This is a genomic window from Desulfobotulus mexicanus (assembly GCF_006175995.1).
Lineage (GTDB): Bacteria > Desulfobacterota > Desulfobacteria > Desulfobacterales > ASO4-4 > Desulfobotulus > Desulfobotulus mexicanus.
The window spans coordinates 1-14,609 of the sequence record NZ_VDMB01000008.1 but is presented as its reverse complement, the minus strand read 5'-3'; the positions used below and the strand labels follow the sequence as shown (position 1 = coordinate 14,609).

At 50.4% G+C, this 14,609-nt stretch carries 15 protein-coding genes; 5 read left to right on the top strand and 10 right to left on the bottom strand.

Annotation, left to right across the window (positions count from 1 at the left end):
- The first annotated feature begins 7 nt into the window (after positions 1 to 7).
- Positions 8 to 397, top strand: a complete 390-nt coding sequence (gene rplQ, locus FIM25_RS07775; protein ID WP_139447991.1) for a 50S ribosomal protein L17 — start codon at positions 8 to 10, stop codon at positions 395 to 397.
- A gap of 432 nt (positions 398 to 829) precedes the next feature.
- Here rplQ and FIM25_RS07770 read toward each other — a convergent pair whose 3' ends face one another.
- The 6 genes from FIM25_RS07770 to FIM25_RS07745 form a co-directional block, all read right to left on the bottom strand.
- Positions 830 to 1,159 (bottom strand): hypothetical protein, encoded by a 330-nt coding sequence (locus FIM25_RS07770; RefSeq protein ID WP_179953246.1) that lies wholly within the window; start codon positions 1,157 to 1,159, stop codon positions 830 to 832.
- Positions 1,128 to 1,832, bottom strand: coding sequence for an ABC transporter ATP-binding protein (locus FIM25_RS07765; protein ID WP_139447986.1), 705 nt, complete (start codon positions 1,830 to 1,832; stop codon positions 1,128 to 1,130). Before FIM25_RS07765 ends, FIM25_RS07770 begins: the two co-directional genes overlap by 32 nt.
- Positions 1,819 to 2,613: an ABC transporter ATP-binding protein gene (locus tag FIM25_RS07760; RefSeq protein WP_139447984.1), complete on the bottom strand. Its 795-nt coding sequence runs from the start codon at positions 2,611 to 2,613 to the stop codon at positions 1,819 to 1,821. Before FIM25_RS07760 ends, FIM25_RS07765 begins: the two co-directional genes overlap by 14 nt.
- A gap of 4 nt (positions 2,614 to 2,617) precedes the next feature.
- Entirely contained in the window at positions 2,618 to 3,838 is a 1,221-nt protein-coding gene (locus FIM25_RS07755) for an ABC transporter permease subunit (RefSeq protein WP_139447982.1), read from the bottom strand.
- Positions 3,839 to 3,887: 49 nt separating this feature from the next.
- The gene (locus tag FIM25_RS07750) at positions 3,888 to 4,790 is read right to left on the bottom strand and encodes a branched-chain amino acid ABC transporter permease (protein ID WP_139447980.1); all 903 of its coding nucleotides are present in this window, start codon (positions 4,788 to 4,790) and stop codon (positions 3,888 to 3,890) included.
- Between the two features lie 239 nt (positions 4,791 to 5,029).
- Positions 5,030 to 6,163, bottom strand: coding sequence for a branched-chain amino acid ABC transporter substrate-binding protein (locus FIM25_RS07745; RefSeq protein ID WP_139447979.1), 1,134 nt, complete (start codon positions 6,161 to 6,163; stop codon positions 5,030 to 5,032).
- A 185-nt stretch (positions 6,164 to 6,348) separates the two neighbouring features.
- Here FIM25_RS07745 and FIM25_RS07740 point away from each other — a divergent pair, with 185 nt between their 5' ends.
- Positions 6,349 to 7,197 carry an NAD(+)/NADH kinase gene (locus FIM25_RS07740; RefSeq protein ID WP_139447977.1) on the top strand — a complete coding sequence of 283 codons (849 nt, stop codon included), beginning with the start codon at positions 6,349 to 6,351 and terminating at the stop codon, positions 7,195 to 7,197.
- Between the two features lie 90 nt (positions 7,198 to 7,287).
- The gene (locus tag FIM25_RS07735; protein ID WP_139447975.1) at positions 7,288 to 9,456 is read left to right on the top strand and encodes a DUF3141 domain-containing protein; all 2,169 of its coding nucleotides are present in this window, start codon (positions 7,288 to 7,290) and stop codon (positions 9,454 to 9,456) included.
- Between the two features lie 21 nt (positions 9,457 to 9,477).
- Here the strand turns inward: FIM25_RS07735 and FIM25_RS07730 are convergent, their stop codons facing one another.
- Genes FIM25_RS07730 through FIM25_RS07715 form a run of 4 tightly spaced genes read right to left on the bottom strand, consistent with a single transcriptional unit; the run spans position 9,478 to position 12,195 of the window.
- Positions 9,478 to 10,224 carry a sirohydrochlorin cobaltochelatase gene (locus FIM25_RS07730; RefSeq protein ID WP_139447973.1) on the bottom strand — a complete coding sequence of 249 codons (747 nt, stop codon included), beginning with the start codon at positions 10,222 to 10,224 and terminating at the stop codon, positions 9,478 to 9,480.
- A gap of 13 nt (positions 10,225 to 10,237) precedes the next feature.
- Positions 10,238 to 10,450 carry a PLDc N-terminal domain-containing protein gene (locus tag FIM25_RS07725; protein WP_139447971.1) on the bottom strand — a complete coding sequence of 71 codons (213 nt, stop codon included), beginning with the start codon at positions 10,448 to 10,450 and terminating at the stop codon, positions 10,238 to 10,240.
- 17 nt (positions 10,451 to 10,467) lie between these two features.
- Positions 10,468 to 11,352: a lytic murein transglycosylase gene (locus FIM25_RS07720; protein WP_139447969.1), complete on the bottom strand. Its 885-nt coding sequence runs from the start codon at positions 11,350 to 11,352 to the stop codon at positions 10,468 to 10,470.
- 39 nt (positions 11,353 to 11,391) lie between these two features.
- The gene (locus FIM25_RS07715) at positions 11,392 to 12,195 is read right to left on the bottom strand and encodes a histidinol-phosphatase (protein ID WP_179953245.1); all 804 of its coding nucleotides are present in this window, start codon (positions 12,193 to 12,195) and stop codon (positions 11,392 to 11,394) included.
- 84 nt (positions 12,196 to 12,279) lie between these two features.
- Between FIM25_RS07715 and radA the strand changes: the two genes are divergently transcribed.
- Together radA and FIM25_RS07705 are read left to right on the top strand one after the other, a co-directional pair.
- Positions 12,280 to 13,632, top strand: a complete 1,353-nt coding sequence (radA, locus tag FIM25_RS07710; protein ID WP_139447965.1) for a DNA repair protein RadA — start codon at positions 12,280 to 12,282, stop codon at positions 13,630 to 13,632.
- A 134-nt stretch (positions 13,633 to 13,766) separates the two neighbouring features.
- A partial coding sequence (locus FIM25_RS07705) for a transposase (RefSeq protein WP_179953244.1) occupies positions 13,767 to 14,609 on the top strand: 843 nt, incomplete at its 3' end.

Genomic DNA, 14,609 nt, shown 5'->3' with positions numbered 1-14,609 from the left:
GCGGAGCATGCGACACAGAAAAGCAGGCGTAAAACTCAATCGCACATCCAGCCATCGGGATGCCATGTTCCGTAACATGGTTACGTCCATGATCAAGCACGGTCGTATTCGTACAACGGATGTGAAGGCCAAGGAATTGCGTCGTTGGGTGGACAAGATGGTAACCCTGGCTAAACGGGGGGATCTGCACGCAAGACGTCAGGCTCTTTCCGTTATTCGGGAAAAAAGTGTAGTTCATCAGCTCTTTGCCGAAGCACAGGATCGCTTTGGCCATCGTGCGGGTGGCTATACCCGTATTATCAAGTTGGGTTACCGGGCAGGTGATGCTGCACCCATGGCCCTGATTGAGTTTGTTGATCCGGCACCTGTTGCTGCTGCAGAAGCGGCAGAAGCCTGATGCTGGTTGAAAAAAGGCCGGTTTTTCCGGCCTTTTTTTCATGGGTTTTCTTTATTTTGTGATTGTATCATGCAGTCTTTAAGGCTGGCAGGATATTTTTTTTATGTGCTTGTATGGTATGCAGCGAAGGTGCCTTTCCATGATGGAAAGAGCACCTTTTTTGTTTGATCGGCAAAACTCACAATCTTATCTCTTGAAAGAAGGTCAATATTCCAGGTCTTTGTGGAAATAAATCCGGATCCTAAGGGCTCTTCTGTTAAAGGAAGGGGATGTACTTATAATATGGTAAATGCTGGGTAACTTCTGAGTAACTTCAAAAGTTACTTTATGACAAAACGCCGTAACACAGCGTGGGGTGCTGCTCAGCACAATTAATTAGGTGCATAGACAACCGGACCATTTGTTCGTGACGCAATCTTGTTCGGAAGCTTCTTATCCTGTGCGGAAGCGGCAAAAACTCCCCGCCACAGGCAGGATAAGCTTTTTGATTACCATGGCAGGCTTAAGCACGCTGCCTTTTGGCGGCTCTGACAGTTTGCCGCTTCTTTCGCACAGGCCTGCAAAGCTCTGATCCGAAACGATTGCAATGTCACTCACAAACAGCCCGATTGTCTTTTGCTGGAACCAGTGCTTTGAAATTAATGCATAATTTTGCATAAAAAAATGTGCTGAATAATTACAATGCTGGCAGGTTATTCTTTTAAATTTCAGGCTCTTATTTTTTATCCCTTTAAATCCCCAGATAGGCTCTTTTGACTTCATCATTGCGCAGGAGGTTGTCTGCTGTATCCGTAAGGGTAATTTCACCGTTTTCCATGACATAACCCCTGTGGGAGCTTTTCAGGGCGAGGTTGGCATTCTGCTCAATTAGGAAGATCGTTGTACCGCTGCGGTTGATTTGTTCAATAATCTCAAAAATCTGCCGGATGATGAGGGGGGCAAGGCCCAGAGAGGGTTCGTCCAGAAGAAGGAGCTTGGGTCGGCCCATGAGGGCTCGGGATATGGCCAGCATTTGCTGTTCACCGCCGGAGAGGGTGCCGCCTGCCTGTTTGCGGCGCTGGGCCAGTATGGGAAAAAGGGACATGATATAGTCCAGATCTTTTTTAATCTCTGCTTTGTCCCTGCGGAGAAATGCTCCCATCTCAAGGTTTTCCATAACAGAAAGCTGAGGAAAGATATGGCGGCCTTCAGGGACATGGCATAGCCCCATGGCCACAATTTTTTCAGGAGGTGCATTCTGTATGTCTTTACCCATGAAGCTGATGCGGCCGTTTCTGGGCGGGGTGATACCGGATATGGATTTCAGGGTGGTGGTTTTACCGGCACCGTTGGCACCAATTAGGGCCACAATCTCCCCTTCGGCAATTTCGATGGAGATATTCTTTAAAGCCCTGATGTTGCCATAATAGGTGTTGATGGATTCAATGGTCAGCATCGGCATCCTCTCCGAGATAGGCTTTGATCACAAGGGGGTTCTGTTTGATTTCCATCGGGGTTCCCTGGGCGATCTTTGATCCGTAGTCCATGACAAAAATACGCTCTGAAATGTTCATGACCAGTTTCATGTCATGTTCAATGAGCAGGATACTGATTTTATCCTCATCCCGGATTTTTCGTATGAGTTGATCAAGTTCAATGGTTTCATAGGCATTCATGCCCGCAGCAGGCTCATCGAGGAGCAGGAGAAAGGGGTCGGTGGCCATGGCCCTTGCAATTTCAAGGCGTCTTTGGGCACCGTAGGAAAGATTTTTTGCCAGCTCATTGACCTCTCCAGCCAGATTGACCTTTTTCAGAAGCCTGTAGCAGTGCTCCACGGTTTCCCGTTCTTCTTTTTTAACGGAAGGCGGACGGAAGACGGCACCCAGCACACCGGCTTTCGTACGGACATGGCGACCGATCATGACATTTTCCAGCACCGTCATATTGGGAAAAAGGCGGATGTTCTGAAAGGTGCGGGCCAGCCCGTTTCCTGTAACAAGGTTGGGTTTCATGCCGTTGATGCGGAGGTTTTTTTTGCCCGGCGGGTGTATGGTAACATCGCCGCCTGTGGGTTTGTAGATCCCTGTAATGCAGTTAAAAAAAGTGGTCTTTCCGGCTCCGTTGGGACCAATGAGGGCCACAATTTCACCTTCCCGGATATCCAGGCTCACCCGGTTCAGGGCACGAAGGCCACCGAAATCCATGGTGAGATTTTGGACTTTCAGAATGGGTTCCATGGTTTTAGGCCGCCCCTTTGTCTTCTTGAAATTTATAGGCTTTGCGCTTGCTCTGGATAAGGCCCTGGGGCCGGAAGACCATCATGGTAATCATGGCTGCGCCAAAGATCAGCATGCGGTAATGTCCGACTTCCCTTAAGTATTCCGGCAGAAGAATCATGATCAGGCCACCGAGTACCACCCCGAGTATGGAGCCCATGCCTCCCAGCACTACAATGGAGAGGATGATGACAGACTCCATGAAGGTAAAGCTTTTGGGATTGATGTAGGTGGTGTATCCCGCAAAAATGACTCCTGCCATGCCTGCCCATGTGGCACCCAGGGCAAAGGCTGAAAGTTTGACTTTAGCCTTGTCTATGCCCATGGCCTGACAGGCTATTTCATCTTCCCTGAGAGCCACCCATGCTCTTCCCAGCCGGGAGCTTTGCAGGCGGTTGATGACAAAAATGGTGAGGATGACCGCAGCAATCATCAGGTAATAAATATAGACTATGGCTTCACTGAGGGAAAAGCTCATGCCAAAGAATTCCGGCCTTGGAATGCCTCGGATACCAATGGGGCCGCCGGAGAATTTTCCCCAGTTTTCCAGAACAATGCGGGTTATTTCACCAAAACCCAAGGTTACAATGGCCAGGTAATCCCCCCGGAGGCGCAATATGGGAAGGGCCAGAAGAATGCCGAAGAGGGCTGCCAAGCCTGCACCGATGGGCAGGCAGGTCCAGAATCCGAGGCCGAAATGCTTGTTCAGCAGGGCATAGGTGTAGGCTCCCACGGCAAAGAAGGCCACATATCCGAGGTTGAGCAGGCCCGCTTGTCCCACAACAATGTTGAGTCCCAGACCTAAAACCACATAGATGAGGGCCAGGGTCATGATGCTGATCTGATAGGGGTTCACCAGATGGGGAAAAAGCAGGGCAATCCCCATGACAAGTCCCAGGGCCGGGATGATGAGTTTGGGATTTTCGGCGGATTTCTGCAGGAAGCCCGGTTTTTCATTGCCATCTTCCTGCATTTTTTTCTTTAAGCCCATTTCCTTTCTGCGGAGCATTTCCCGCCACAGGAAAGAGAGGGCAAAAATACCTATGCCAACATATAGCATATTATCCCAGCGCCATTCTATGGTTCTCTGCAGAGGATTGACGCGGATGACCATAATGGGAAAGGTCAGGAACATGAACCAGATGGCCGCGATACTTGATTTTTTTATTTCCTGAAGACTGAACATGACAACCTCTTAAGGTGCAGGACTTTGAGTTTTTTGTCTGCTCCGGGCATTACACTTTCTGGGTACTGTTTTTACCAAGAATCCCAGATGGTCGCAGAATTAGGATCAGAACCAGAAGGCCGAAGGCAAAGACATCCTCATATTCGGATGAAATATAACCCGTTGCAAAGCTTTCCGTCCATCCCAGAATCAGGCCGCCCAGCACCGCACCGGGAATGGAGCCGATGCCACCGAGTACGGCTGCGGTAAAGGCTTTGAGTCCTGCAATGAAGCCCACATAATAATTGATCTGGCCCACATGGGATGCAATGAGAAGTCCGCCTATGGCCGCAAGGGCTGAGCCGATGATGAAGGTGCTGGAGATGACACGGTCCACGTTCACGCCCACCAGAAGGGCCATCTCCCGGTCCTGGGATGTGGCGCGCATGGCTTTTCCCGTACGTGTGTATTTGATGAGGATGGTAAGGAAAATCATGGCCAGGGCGGTCGTTGCCAGAATAATGAAGCGGGATGAACTCATGATATGGGACCATGGAGCCAGCCACTGAAAGTCAGGAACCAGGGAAGGAAATCGCAGGAAGTCAGAGGTTTGTGCCAGCATCACATAGTTTTGCAGAAAGATGGACATACCGATGGCACTGATAAGCGGGGAAAGGCGTTGGGCACCCCTTAAGGGCTTGTAAGCCACTTTTTCAATGGTAAAACCATAGGCGGAGGCCCAGATGACAGAGGCCAGGGCGGCCAGCAGCAGGATGGCCAGAGGGGGGAACCCCAGAAAGGTGAGGGCTGTTGCCACGATCAGGGCGGTAAAGGCCCCTATCATGTAGATTTCACCATGGGCAAAGTTGATAAGCCCGATGATACCGTAAACCATCGTGTATCCCAGTGCAATCAGGGCATAGATGCTGCCCCGGGTGAGTCCGCTGAGAAAGTATTCGAGAAATTGTTCCATGGTATGGGCTTCCAGTTTTTAAAAAATGTATGGAGCACAGTTTTTTGCCTGATGGTCAGACCTTTTAACAAGAGGCTGTATTATAATATTTTTCACTCAGGAGCAAGTCCGTATAAAAAAAATTATTAAGTTTCAGACTTGGAGCAGAATGGTCGTTTTCAGCCATGTAATCAGTTTCTTAAAAAAGGGCCGGCTGCCGCAGCAGCCAGCCTGAAAGGATATGATGCTTCAATTGTGTTTTATGGCAGTTCTACAAAAATACCGTCCTGAACCTGATACATGGAGAAGCCCACCCCAATGGCATCGCCTTTTTTGTCAAAGCTTATGCTGCCAAGGGGGGTGTCAATATATTCCGTACGCAGGGCATTCATGATGGCTGCGGAGTCCGTGGAACCTGCTTTTTCAATGGCATTGATCAGGGCCATGGTGGCGGCATAGGCATTGAGGAAGAAGTTCCCCGGCTCATCACCGTAGATTTCCACATGCTGTTTGTGGGCTTCTGTGGCAAGGGGGTTGGTTGAAACATCCACAGGACCTGTTGCATAAACACCTTCTGCGTATTCACCGGCAATGCGAATGAAGGTATCTGCCTTGATGCCGTCTGCGGAAATGAAAATGGTATCCATGTTGTTGTTGCGCATCTGCATCAGGATTTTGGAAGCTTCAGGATGGTAGCCGCCAAAGATGACAGCGTCGGCCTGGGATCTGCGGATGTTCTGCACCACAGCAGTATAATCCACGGCACCTACGGTAACGCCTTCATAGAGAACCACTTCGGCTTCTTCAGCTTCTTCAATGTATTTTTTTGCAAATTCCGCAAGGCCCCGGCCATAATCTCCGCGGTCATGGAGGATAGCGATTTTTTTAAGATTCAGTTGTTTCAGGGCAAAGTCCACCTGCAGTTTTGCCTGGGCGTCATCCGGGGCAATGGTTCTGAAGAATACGGGGTATTCACCGCTCTGGGTAATTGTCGGGCTGGTGGCGGAGGGGGAGATGCATACCGTATTGGTGTTGTTGTAAATACCTAAGGCAGAGATGGTGGCACCGGAGCAGATGTGTCCGATAACTGCAACAACGCCTTCAGTGGCAAGTTTGGTTGCCGTGTTGGTGGCAACCTCAGGACGGCATACATCATCTTCGGCCAAGAGGATAATCTGTTTTCCGAGAAGACCGCCTTCGGCATTTTTTTTGTTGATTACCATTTCTGCAGCCCTTTTGCTGGGGATGCCATAGGAGGCGAGATCTCCGGAAAGGGCACCGCCATAACCGATTTTGATGACCTCTTCCTCGGATTTTTTGCCACAGGAAAAAAGAAAGGAGGTGGCCAGAAGAATCAGGGCCATGCTAAGGGAAAGCCGGATAAAAGATTTCATGTTTTTACCTCATGTTATGGAGTGGGAGTTGAAAATAAAAATACGAATAAAAGATATAAATAGTTAAGTGAAGGTGGGGCGTCAAGAAGAAAGGGATTTTCATTGTAAGATCTTAGGGGAAATACCTTTACGCAGCGTCCTGAACCCGTTATGCTGCAAGAGCTTACAATATAGAAGGGGCGTCCATGGCTCGTACCGTTGGATTGATGGTTAAAGATGATGAGCAGGCCCAGAGAACTGCCGATGCTTTCAGCGTTTGGCTGGTAAACAGAGGGCTTGAGGTTGTTCGTGCGCTGGCATCCGGATATGGGCCTGTTGCATGTTGCAAGGCAGTAAAGGGCGTGGAGGTGGTTTTTGTTCTGGGAGGAGATGGTACCTTTCTCTCCGCAGCCCGCTGGGTTGGTAATCTGGGGGTTCCTCTCCTGGGGGTTAAGTTCGGTGAGGTGGGCTTTCTTGCGGAAGTACCCGAGGACCGGCTTTATGAAATTGCCGATGCAGTGCTTCAGGGTTTTTATACCGCAGAGGAGAGGATGTGTCTCAAGGTAAGTCTGCACAGGGGGGACGAGATTCTTCTGGAGGAAAGGGTGCTGAATGATGTGGTAATAGCAAAGAGCGCCATGGCACGTCTGGCAAGGGTACGTACGGAAATTGACGGGCGTTATCTCACCACATATACTGGTGACGGGCTGATTGTGGCTACCCCTACGGGTTCTACGGCCTATTCCATGGCTGCAGGTGGCCCTGTGGTCCATCCTTTTCTGGAGGCGATACTGCTGACACCCATCTGCCCCTTTACCCTCACTAACCGGCCCCTGATCCTTCCTGAGGCGGCAAGGATTACCATTCGTCTGGACTCCCGTTCTTCTGAGAACATAATGCTGACCTGTGACGGTCAGTCCGGACATGACCTGCAGCATGGTGATAGTCTTTGCGTTGAGCGTGCAAATACGCCTCTGCGTCTGATTACCCTGCCGGGGCAGCGTTATTTTGATGTGCTCAAGGCCAAACTGCGCTGGAGCGGGGAAAGGATTTAAACATGATCTTTTCCCTAAGAAAAGTGTGCTGAGCATTTACAGGACTTTTTGCTTTGTTCCCTAAACCTTTTACCTGAATCTGAGGATACCATGAGATCGGATCTTTCAAGAATTGCGGACATGCTCCCCCTTGCGGGCAGCGGTCTGGACTGGGTGGACTACCTTGTGGATGCATCCCAGCGGCAGATCCTTTACTGGGATGTTCTGCGTAACCACGGCAATGATTTTTTTCAGTATCTTGCCGACGGTCAGCCTCCGGTGCTCTATTTCCCTTATGAAATTGTACTGGATGGGAGAACCTTTGAAAGGCCTGTGAATTATGCTTTGGTGCGCATGAGGGACAGGCGGCAGAAGGGCAGGGTAAAGAAAAAGAAGATAGACTCCTTTGATCATGACCGCAGACCTGTAGTGGTTATTGATCCACGTTCCGGCAATGCACCGGGTATTGCCGGCTCCAAGCGTGCATCTGAAATCGGCATTGCCCTGGAAAAGGGACATCCTGTTTATTACATTTTGTTTTTTCCTGAGCCTGTGCCCGGCCAGACACTGGAAGATGTTAAAAATGCTGAGATCTGCTTCATTGAAGAGGTGGCCCGTTTGCATCCGGATAGTGGTAAGCCCAGCATCATCGGTAACAGTCAGGCAGGTTGGGCTGTTGCCCTGATGAGTGCTGATAAGCCCAGCCTCGCCGGTCCCCTTGTACTTAACGGATCTCCCATTTCTTACTGGGCCGGGGTACGGGGTCGCCATGTGGTGCGGTATAAGGCAGGTCTGACCGGTGGTGTATGGGGGGTGGAGCTGGCCAGTGATCTCGGGGCTGGATTTTTTGATGGTGCCAATCTGGCTTCAGGTCATGAAGCTCTGGATCCTGCGGAGGCCTATTGCAGAAGCCCTTATAATCTATATGCCAATGTGGATACGGAATCTGAGAGGTTCCGGGATTTTTCCCGCTGGTGGAGCAGTTATTACCTGATGACCGCAGAAGAAATCCGTTTTATGATTCAGCATCTTTTCATTGAAAATAAACTTGAGATGGGAGAGGTGAGTTTTCAGGAAGGAAAGCGTATTAATCTGCGGGAGCTTGAGGACCCAATAGTTCTTTTTTCCTCGGATGGAGATAATGTCACCCCGCCCCAGCAGGCTTTGAATTGGATTCTGAAGGTCTGGGGGACTCTGGATGAGGTGAAAAGGCAACAACAGGTCATCATCTATATGGTTCATGAGAATGTTGGGCATATTGGTCTTTTTGTGTCGGACAGGGTTGCCAAAAAAGAACACACGGAAATCATCGGCAGTATAGACATGGTGGATTATCTGGCTCCCGGCCTTTATGAGATGGTTATTGAGAAGGGGGACCCCAGGTATTCAGAGAAGGCCTACAGGGTGCGTTTTGAGTCGAGGGCCTTTGAAGACATTGAAAATCTGGATGACGGCGTGGAGGATGAGCTGGATTTTTATCCTGTGGCGGAAATCTCCAGGATCAATGATCTTTGTTACCGGAGTTTTTTTCAGCCCTGGATACGCAGCATGGTGACTCCCCAGTCTGCGGCTTTTATGCGGCAGCATCATCCCCAGAGGTTTTTGCGCATGGTGCTGGCGGATATCAATCCTGCGATGCTGCCCGTAAAGCTGGCTGCGCGAGTGATACGAAGCCACAGGGCTCCTGCTCCACCGGATAACATTTTCCGCCAGACGGAAAGTGTTGGGATGGATCTAATGGCTTCTTTCATGGAAGCAGGAACCCGCATGAAGGATGCTGCCGAGGAACAGCTTTTTACCATGATTTACAGCAATCCCTTTGTGCGGATGGTTTCAGAATCTCAGCTGAACCTCCCTTCGACCGTGGCGGAGGGCAAGCCCCATGAGGCGGCATGGCGTTCTGCAGAAGATGTGCTATGGCGGGAAAAAATTACAAAGGGAGGCTTTGCCGAAGCACTGGTACGTGTGCTGGTGGCTGTAGCCGGTGCCGATGGTGTGGTGTATCAGGAAGAGATAACCGTACTTCTGGAGCTGATTCGTAATCATCCCAAGACCGGTAACCTCCCGGATGCCCGTATTCGTCAGCTGGTCCGGGAGCAGTCCCGAATTCTGGAGTTGTATCCTGCCGCTGCCATGGAGGCCTTGCCCATTCTTCTGGAAGACCCTGCGGATCGCTTCAGTGTTGTGGAAATGGCCCAGTGTCTTGCCCTTTCCGATCTGGTGGTGGACCCTGATGAAGAAAAACTTTTAAACCGGATCATGGAAATTTTGGAAGTCTGATTTGCTTCATGCGGCGTTTTTTTACAGAACATGGCGCAAGTGAGCACAGAAGATATCCGCAATGGCCGGGTTCATGCCGATACCCTCGGCATGGAAATCCGGTCTGACTCCGGCCTCCATGAATGCGGTATGCCAGGAATTTTTCTCTCCTGTAAGATCTTCTTTGAAATGTCTTCCCGTAACAAGTGTAAAGGGAAATACCACTGCTTTGGAAAAACCTGCTTTTTTTATGACCGCTGCCGTTGCAGTCCCTCCGGGTTCCCCTTCAATCATGCCGTAAAAGGCCCGATTCCCCCACACCTCCCTGAAGGTTTTTCCCATGAGATGAAAGAGGGCACCACCGGGGTGGGAAGAGCCGTGCAGGGCCAGTACCGCTGCCGTATCCTCTGGGAGTCCGGAAATTCCGTCCATGGCAAGGGCAGCAGCCCTGCAGTCTTCCATGGATGCCAGAAGAGGGAGGCTAAGGTGAGTTTCAAGGGTGGCTTTTTTGCAGATGGGAATCAGTTTGTGAAATTCTGCCGCACAGACAACGTGCAGGGATTGAAGAACTGTCCTTTCGTGTCCCTGATCCGCAAGGTACTGCAGTACCTCTTCCGGCGAAGGGGGTGTGTCCGGATTTTTATTTTTCTGCACACTTCTGGCGGCAAAGGCCCAGTGGAAGTTGCAGTCCGGAAAGTTCTTGCTGAAATGCGCTTCCATGAAATCCCTTACCCTGCTGGTGTTTTCGCGGGTGCCGAAGGCCGTGAGAATAACCGGTATACGATCCATGTTTTTTTCCTTCTTATGCTTCGGGTTCTTCTGGAATGCGTCTGCCCATATGTATGCCTATGATGGCGTAGATCAGGCAGCCGATAAAGGGGATGAGGGCCACAAAACCCCAGAATACTTTTTTACCCCTGGATCCGAAATCCCTTCGTAGAACATCAAAAAAAGCCAGATTGGTGAGTAGAAGAAAGAGAAAGCCAAGGCCTGCCCACACAAGAACGGTTTCCATCTATATTTATCCTTTCTTTAATCCCTGAGTTTTTCAGCCACATCCAGAATGGCACGGGCATAGGGTCTGCTGCGGTTGTAGGTTAGGAGTATCCTTTCCTGCTCCTGGATATTCATTCCCCGTTTCCACCCATGCTCCTTCAGATAGCGGGCAGCACTGAATATGGCATCCTCATGGGTACTCAGTCGTATTATTCCGTCCCCGTCCCCGTCTGCGGCGTAGGCTTCGATATTGGAGGGCATGAACTGGCATATCCCCACGGCTCCGGCATAGGAGCCTTTGATTTCAGCGGGATGCACGTCCTTGGCCTCTGCGTAGCGCAGCAGGGGGGCCAATTCCTTCTGTGCCCATGCCGCCCGGTTTTCTGCCCTTTTTCTGAAGGCTTCTTTGTCCGGATAACGGCTTTTATCCCCCACATGCTTACGGATTTTTTCCTGAACTTCCGGATCAGTCATGGCTGCTATGCTGGCAAGGTTTGCGATTGCCGCATTTCTTCCCATGAAGGTGCCGAGTCTGGTTTCCACCAGCAGCAGGGCTGTGAGGATTTCCGGTGGAACGCCGGATTCTTTTTCGGCTTTTTTAAGGGTTTTTTTATGCTCTTTTATATAGTGTTTTGCACGGCTGATCGATTCTGGTCTTGAAAACTGTCCATAGTCCAGCTGGCTGTCCTGAACCGTGAAAAAAAGGGCAGGTATATTCGGGTTGAAGCGCATATCCGGATGGGAGAAGAGGGCTTCAAGCCGGGCAGCATCCACGCCTTCTTTGAGGAGGCTGTCCAGAACCGGGATAAATTCAATATCCTGCGGTGCAGGCAGGGTGGTGGATTTTTCAGCGTAAAGCCTCTGGCCGGGTAACATAAGGGCCAGGGCCATCATAAGAAAAAGGATGTATCGTATGAACATGGGTTCTCCTTTGAGTTTATTATCGGGTCTTTATCGTAGTTACGTTATGGACATTGTCCGGGGTTCGCGTCTGTAGAAGCCTGTGACGCTGTTGTATCCTGCGGCACGGATATGGCCTAAGAGTGTTTCCGCATGCTTTCCCACTGAATCAGGGCTGTGGGCATCCGAGGCCAGGGTGACGGGGATATTTCTTGCTTTGCAGGCACTCAGTAGAAAGTCCGAAGGATAGGGCCTTCCCATGGGCTGATCCAGGCCTGAGCCGTTGATTTCCACCACAAGTTTTTTTTGGGATACGGCATCCAGCAGTTTTTCCATCCGGTTGTCCGTTTCTTTTCTCTCCTCAGGACTCAGGGACGGAGCGAATTTGTCCATAAGATCAAGATGGCAGATAATATCGCAGAAATCCGCCTCCACCATGGCTTCCATGGCATCGATATAGGTATGGAAGAGGGGCAGAGGGGGCAGGTGGGACCATGAGTTCCTCCGGCTTCGGCTGGCAATGTTGTATCCCTGAACAAAGTGAACGGAACCTGCCACCATGTCCAGATCATAGCTTTGGGTAATACGGAGTATTTCTTCAAGGCTTTCCAGATGATAATCAATCTCAAGACCGGCCAGCACCCGGATTTTCCCCTCCCATGCAACGGCCAGTTCCCGGATGCAGTTCAGATAAAAGGGTATATCTTTGGCAGCCATGCTGTGGTTCGTGGGCAGTGGGGGCAGGGTCAGGTGATCGAGAAAGGCGATTTCTTTTAGTCCTGCATCAAAGGCGGCCTGAACCATGGCAGCAGGCCTGCCCGTGGCGTGCTTGCACAGGGGGGTATGGACATGGTAGTCAAGCATGGACTTATCCTTTCTACGGTTTAAGGCGGAACGGATCAGGCCGAATCCGCAGAGAACACTATCCTGATTGGCTTCGGGGGTCAAATGGTGAAGAAAAATCAGAAGAGTATTTTTGTCTGCCAGTCCTGCGGACACAGGGCTCCGAGGTGGATGGGGCGTTGCCCTGAATGTGATGCCTGGGACAGTTTTCTGGAGGAGCGGGAGGTTCTGGCAGCGGTGCGCAAGGGCAATGAACCTCAGGTCTATCCCATGGACAGCATCCCTCTGGATGCGGAAAATCGTACGGAAACAGGTATCGCTGAGCTGGACCGGGTGCTGGGAGGAGGGCTTGTTTCCGGAAGCCTTGTGCTCATCGGCGGAGATCCGGGTATAGGAAAGTCAACCCTCATGCTGCAGACCCTTGCGGGGCTTGCGGAACAGGGCAGGGAGGTTCTTTATGTTTCCGGTGAAGAGTCCATCCGGCAGATCCGTCTGCGTTCCCAGCGCCTGGGGGCTGTGAAGCCGGGGATTCTTGTGGCTGCGGAAACGGATGTGGAAAGGGTTCTGCATCTGGCGGAAGCAGGTAAACCCGATGTGCTGGTCATAGACTCCATCCAGACCATGTTCAGCCCAGACCTGTCTTCGGCACCAGGCAGCGTTTCTCAGGTCAGGGAAGCAACCCTTAAACTTATGCTTTTTGCAAAAAAAAGTGGGATTCCCACCCTGTTGGTGGGTCATGTCACCAAGGATGGTGCCATTGCCGGGCCCCGCCTGCTGGAACATATGGTGGATACTGTGCTGTATTTTGAAGGGGATCGCAATCATGTGTTCCGCATACTCAGGGCAGTTAAAAACCGATTCGGGTCCACCAATGAAATCGGGGTTTTTGAAATGCAGGATGTGGGGCTGCGGGAAGTGGGCAATCCTTCGGCGGTTTTTCTTGCGGAAAGACCGGAAGCTGCCGCCGGTTCCGTGGTCACAACCAGCATGGAAGGCTCAAGACCCATTCTGGTGGAGCTGCAGGCACTGGTGACTGGTGCTGGAGGTGGTTCCCCCCGCCGTACCATTGCAGGCCTTGACAGTAATCGGGTGGCGCTGCTGGCAGCGGTGCTTGAAAAAAAAGTGGGTCTGAATCTTGCCGGACATGATATTTTTATGAATGTGGCAGGTGGGGTAAGGGTGGATGAGCCTGCTGTGGATATGGGTGTGGTGGCGGCTTTAGCATCGAGTTTTCTGGACAGGCCAGTGGACGGAAAAACCGTGGTTCTGGGGGAGGTGGGGCTTACCGGTGAGGTGAGGGCCGTGAGTCATCTGGAGACCCGCATGGGTGAAGCTTTGAAGATGGGTTTTTCCCGCTGTCTGGTTCCGGTCTCTTCTGCCCGGCGTTTGCAGGCACCTGAGGGTATGGTGCTGGAAGGGGTAAAGACGGTGGAAGAGGCCATGGAAAGGCTGTTTTGAAAAAAAGTTTCATCTTGTTTTTCTGTCCCCGATCTTTCATCAAAAAAATAAAAATCCCCGTTGTTACTGTAAAAACAGTATGATAGAGTATTTGTTGCGAACAAAAACTATCACCAACGGGGATTTTAAAAATTATGACACAAGGCATCCTTCCATTCAAGTACGAAGAAGAAAAAAGAGGCGTAGGATTAACAGCACTGGGAGGTCTTCCGCTTTATCTGGATCTGATACATGCCATGGGTCTGCGGGATTCTATTGAAAAACATATGAAGATCGGAGCCAATAAAAAGCAGGGTTTTACAGACAGCGAAGTGATTATTTCACTTATGATGCTGAATCTTGCTGGTGGTGAAAGCGTCGAAGATATGAGAATCCTGGAAGAGGATGAGGGATTTCGGTGTATTTTAGAAAAAATGCAGAATCACGGGGTGCCCCGCTCAGAACGCCGACGTTTAAAGACTCGCTGGCGTAAAGAACGGAAAAGAGTAACGCCATCTCCAGCAAGTATACACAGATATTTATCTGAATTTGCAAATACTTATAAGTCTCGTATGGGGGAATCGAAAATACCGGAAACAAGCTCTAATTTGAGAGACCTGATCCTGATAAACAAAGATATCATTGCCTTTATTCAAAAGCAGTGCGAGAAAAAAATAGCCACTTTGGATATGGATGCCACTTTAATTGAAACGCTTAAGGCTGAAGCTCTTTACTGTTACAAGGGGTTTAAGGCTTACCAGCCTTTCAATGTATTTTGGGCTGAACATAAGCTTTTACTTTATTCTGAGTTCCGTGATGGCAATGTTTCTGCAGGTTTTCAACAGGATAGGGTTCTCAAAGATGCCTTAAGGCTTCTGCCAGATAGTGTGGAAACAGTTCGCATCCGATCGGATACAGCAGGTTATCAGCATGATTTTCTGGCATATTGCGATGATGGCAAAAACTCAAGGTTTGGCCGAATTGAGTTTGCAGTTGGC

Excerpts from the sequence above, each read along its gene's own strand:
- rplQ (WP_139447991.1), top strand. The coding sequence starts at position 8 with ATGCGACACAGAAAAGCAGGCGTAAAACTCAATCGCACATCCAGCCAT.
- FIM25_RS07770 (WP_179953246.1), bottom strand. The coding sequence starts at position 1,159 with ATGAAGTCAAAAGAGCCTATCTGGGGATTTAAAGGGATAAAAAATAAG.
- FIM25_RS07765 (WP_139447986.1), bottom strand. The coding sequence starts at position 1,832 with ATGCTGACCATTGAATCCATCAACACCTATTATGGCAACATCAGGGCT.
- FIM25_RS07760 (WP_139447984.1), bottom strand. The coding sequence starts at position 2,613 with ATGGAACCCATTCTGAAAGTCCAAAATCTCACCATGGATTTCGGTGGC.
- FIM25_RS07755 (WP_139447982.1), bottom strand. The coding sequence starts at position 3,838 with ATGTTCAGTCTTCAGGAAATAAAAAAATCAAGTATCGCGGCCATCTGG.
- FIM25_RS07750 (WP_139447980.1), bottom strand. The coding sequence starts at position 4,790 with ATGGAACAATTTCTCGAATACTTTCTCAGCGGACTCACCCGGGGCAGC.
- FIM25_RS07745 (WP_139447979.1), bottom strand. The coding sequence starts at position 6,163 with ATGAAATCTTTTATCCGGCTTTCCCTTAGCATGGCCCTGATTCTTCTG.
- FIM25_RS07740 (WP_139447977.1), top strand. The coding sequence starts at position 6,349 with ATGGCTCGTACCGTTGGATTGATGGTTAAAGATGATGAGCAGGCCCAG.
- FIM25_RS07735 (WP_139447975.1), top strand. The coding sequence starts at position 7,288 with ATGAGATCGGATCTTTCAAGAATTGCGGACATGCTCCCCCTTGCGGGC.
- FIM25_RS07730 (WP_139447973.1), bottom strand. The coding sequence starts at position 10,224 with ATGGATCGTATACCGGTTATTCTCACGGCCTTCGGCACCCGCGAAAAC.
- FIM25_RS07725 (WP_139447971.1), bottom strand. The coding sequence starts at position 10,450 with ATGGAAACCGTTCTTGTGTGGGCAGGCCTTGGCTTTCTCTTTCTTCTA.
- FIM25_RS07720 (WP_139447969.1), bottom strand. The coding sequence starts at position 11,352 with ATGTTCATACGATACATCCTTTTTCTTATGATGGCCCTGGCCCTTATG.
- FIM25_RS07715 (WP_179953245.1), bottom strand. The coding sequence starts at position 12,195 with ATGCTTGACTACCATGTCCATACCCCCCTGTGCAAGCACGCCACGGGC.
- radA (WP_139447965.1), top strand. The coding sequence starts at position 12,280 with ATGGTGAAGAAAAATCAGAAGAGTATTTTTGTCTGCCAGTCCTGCGGA.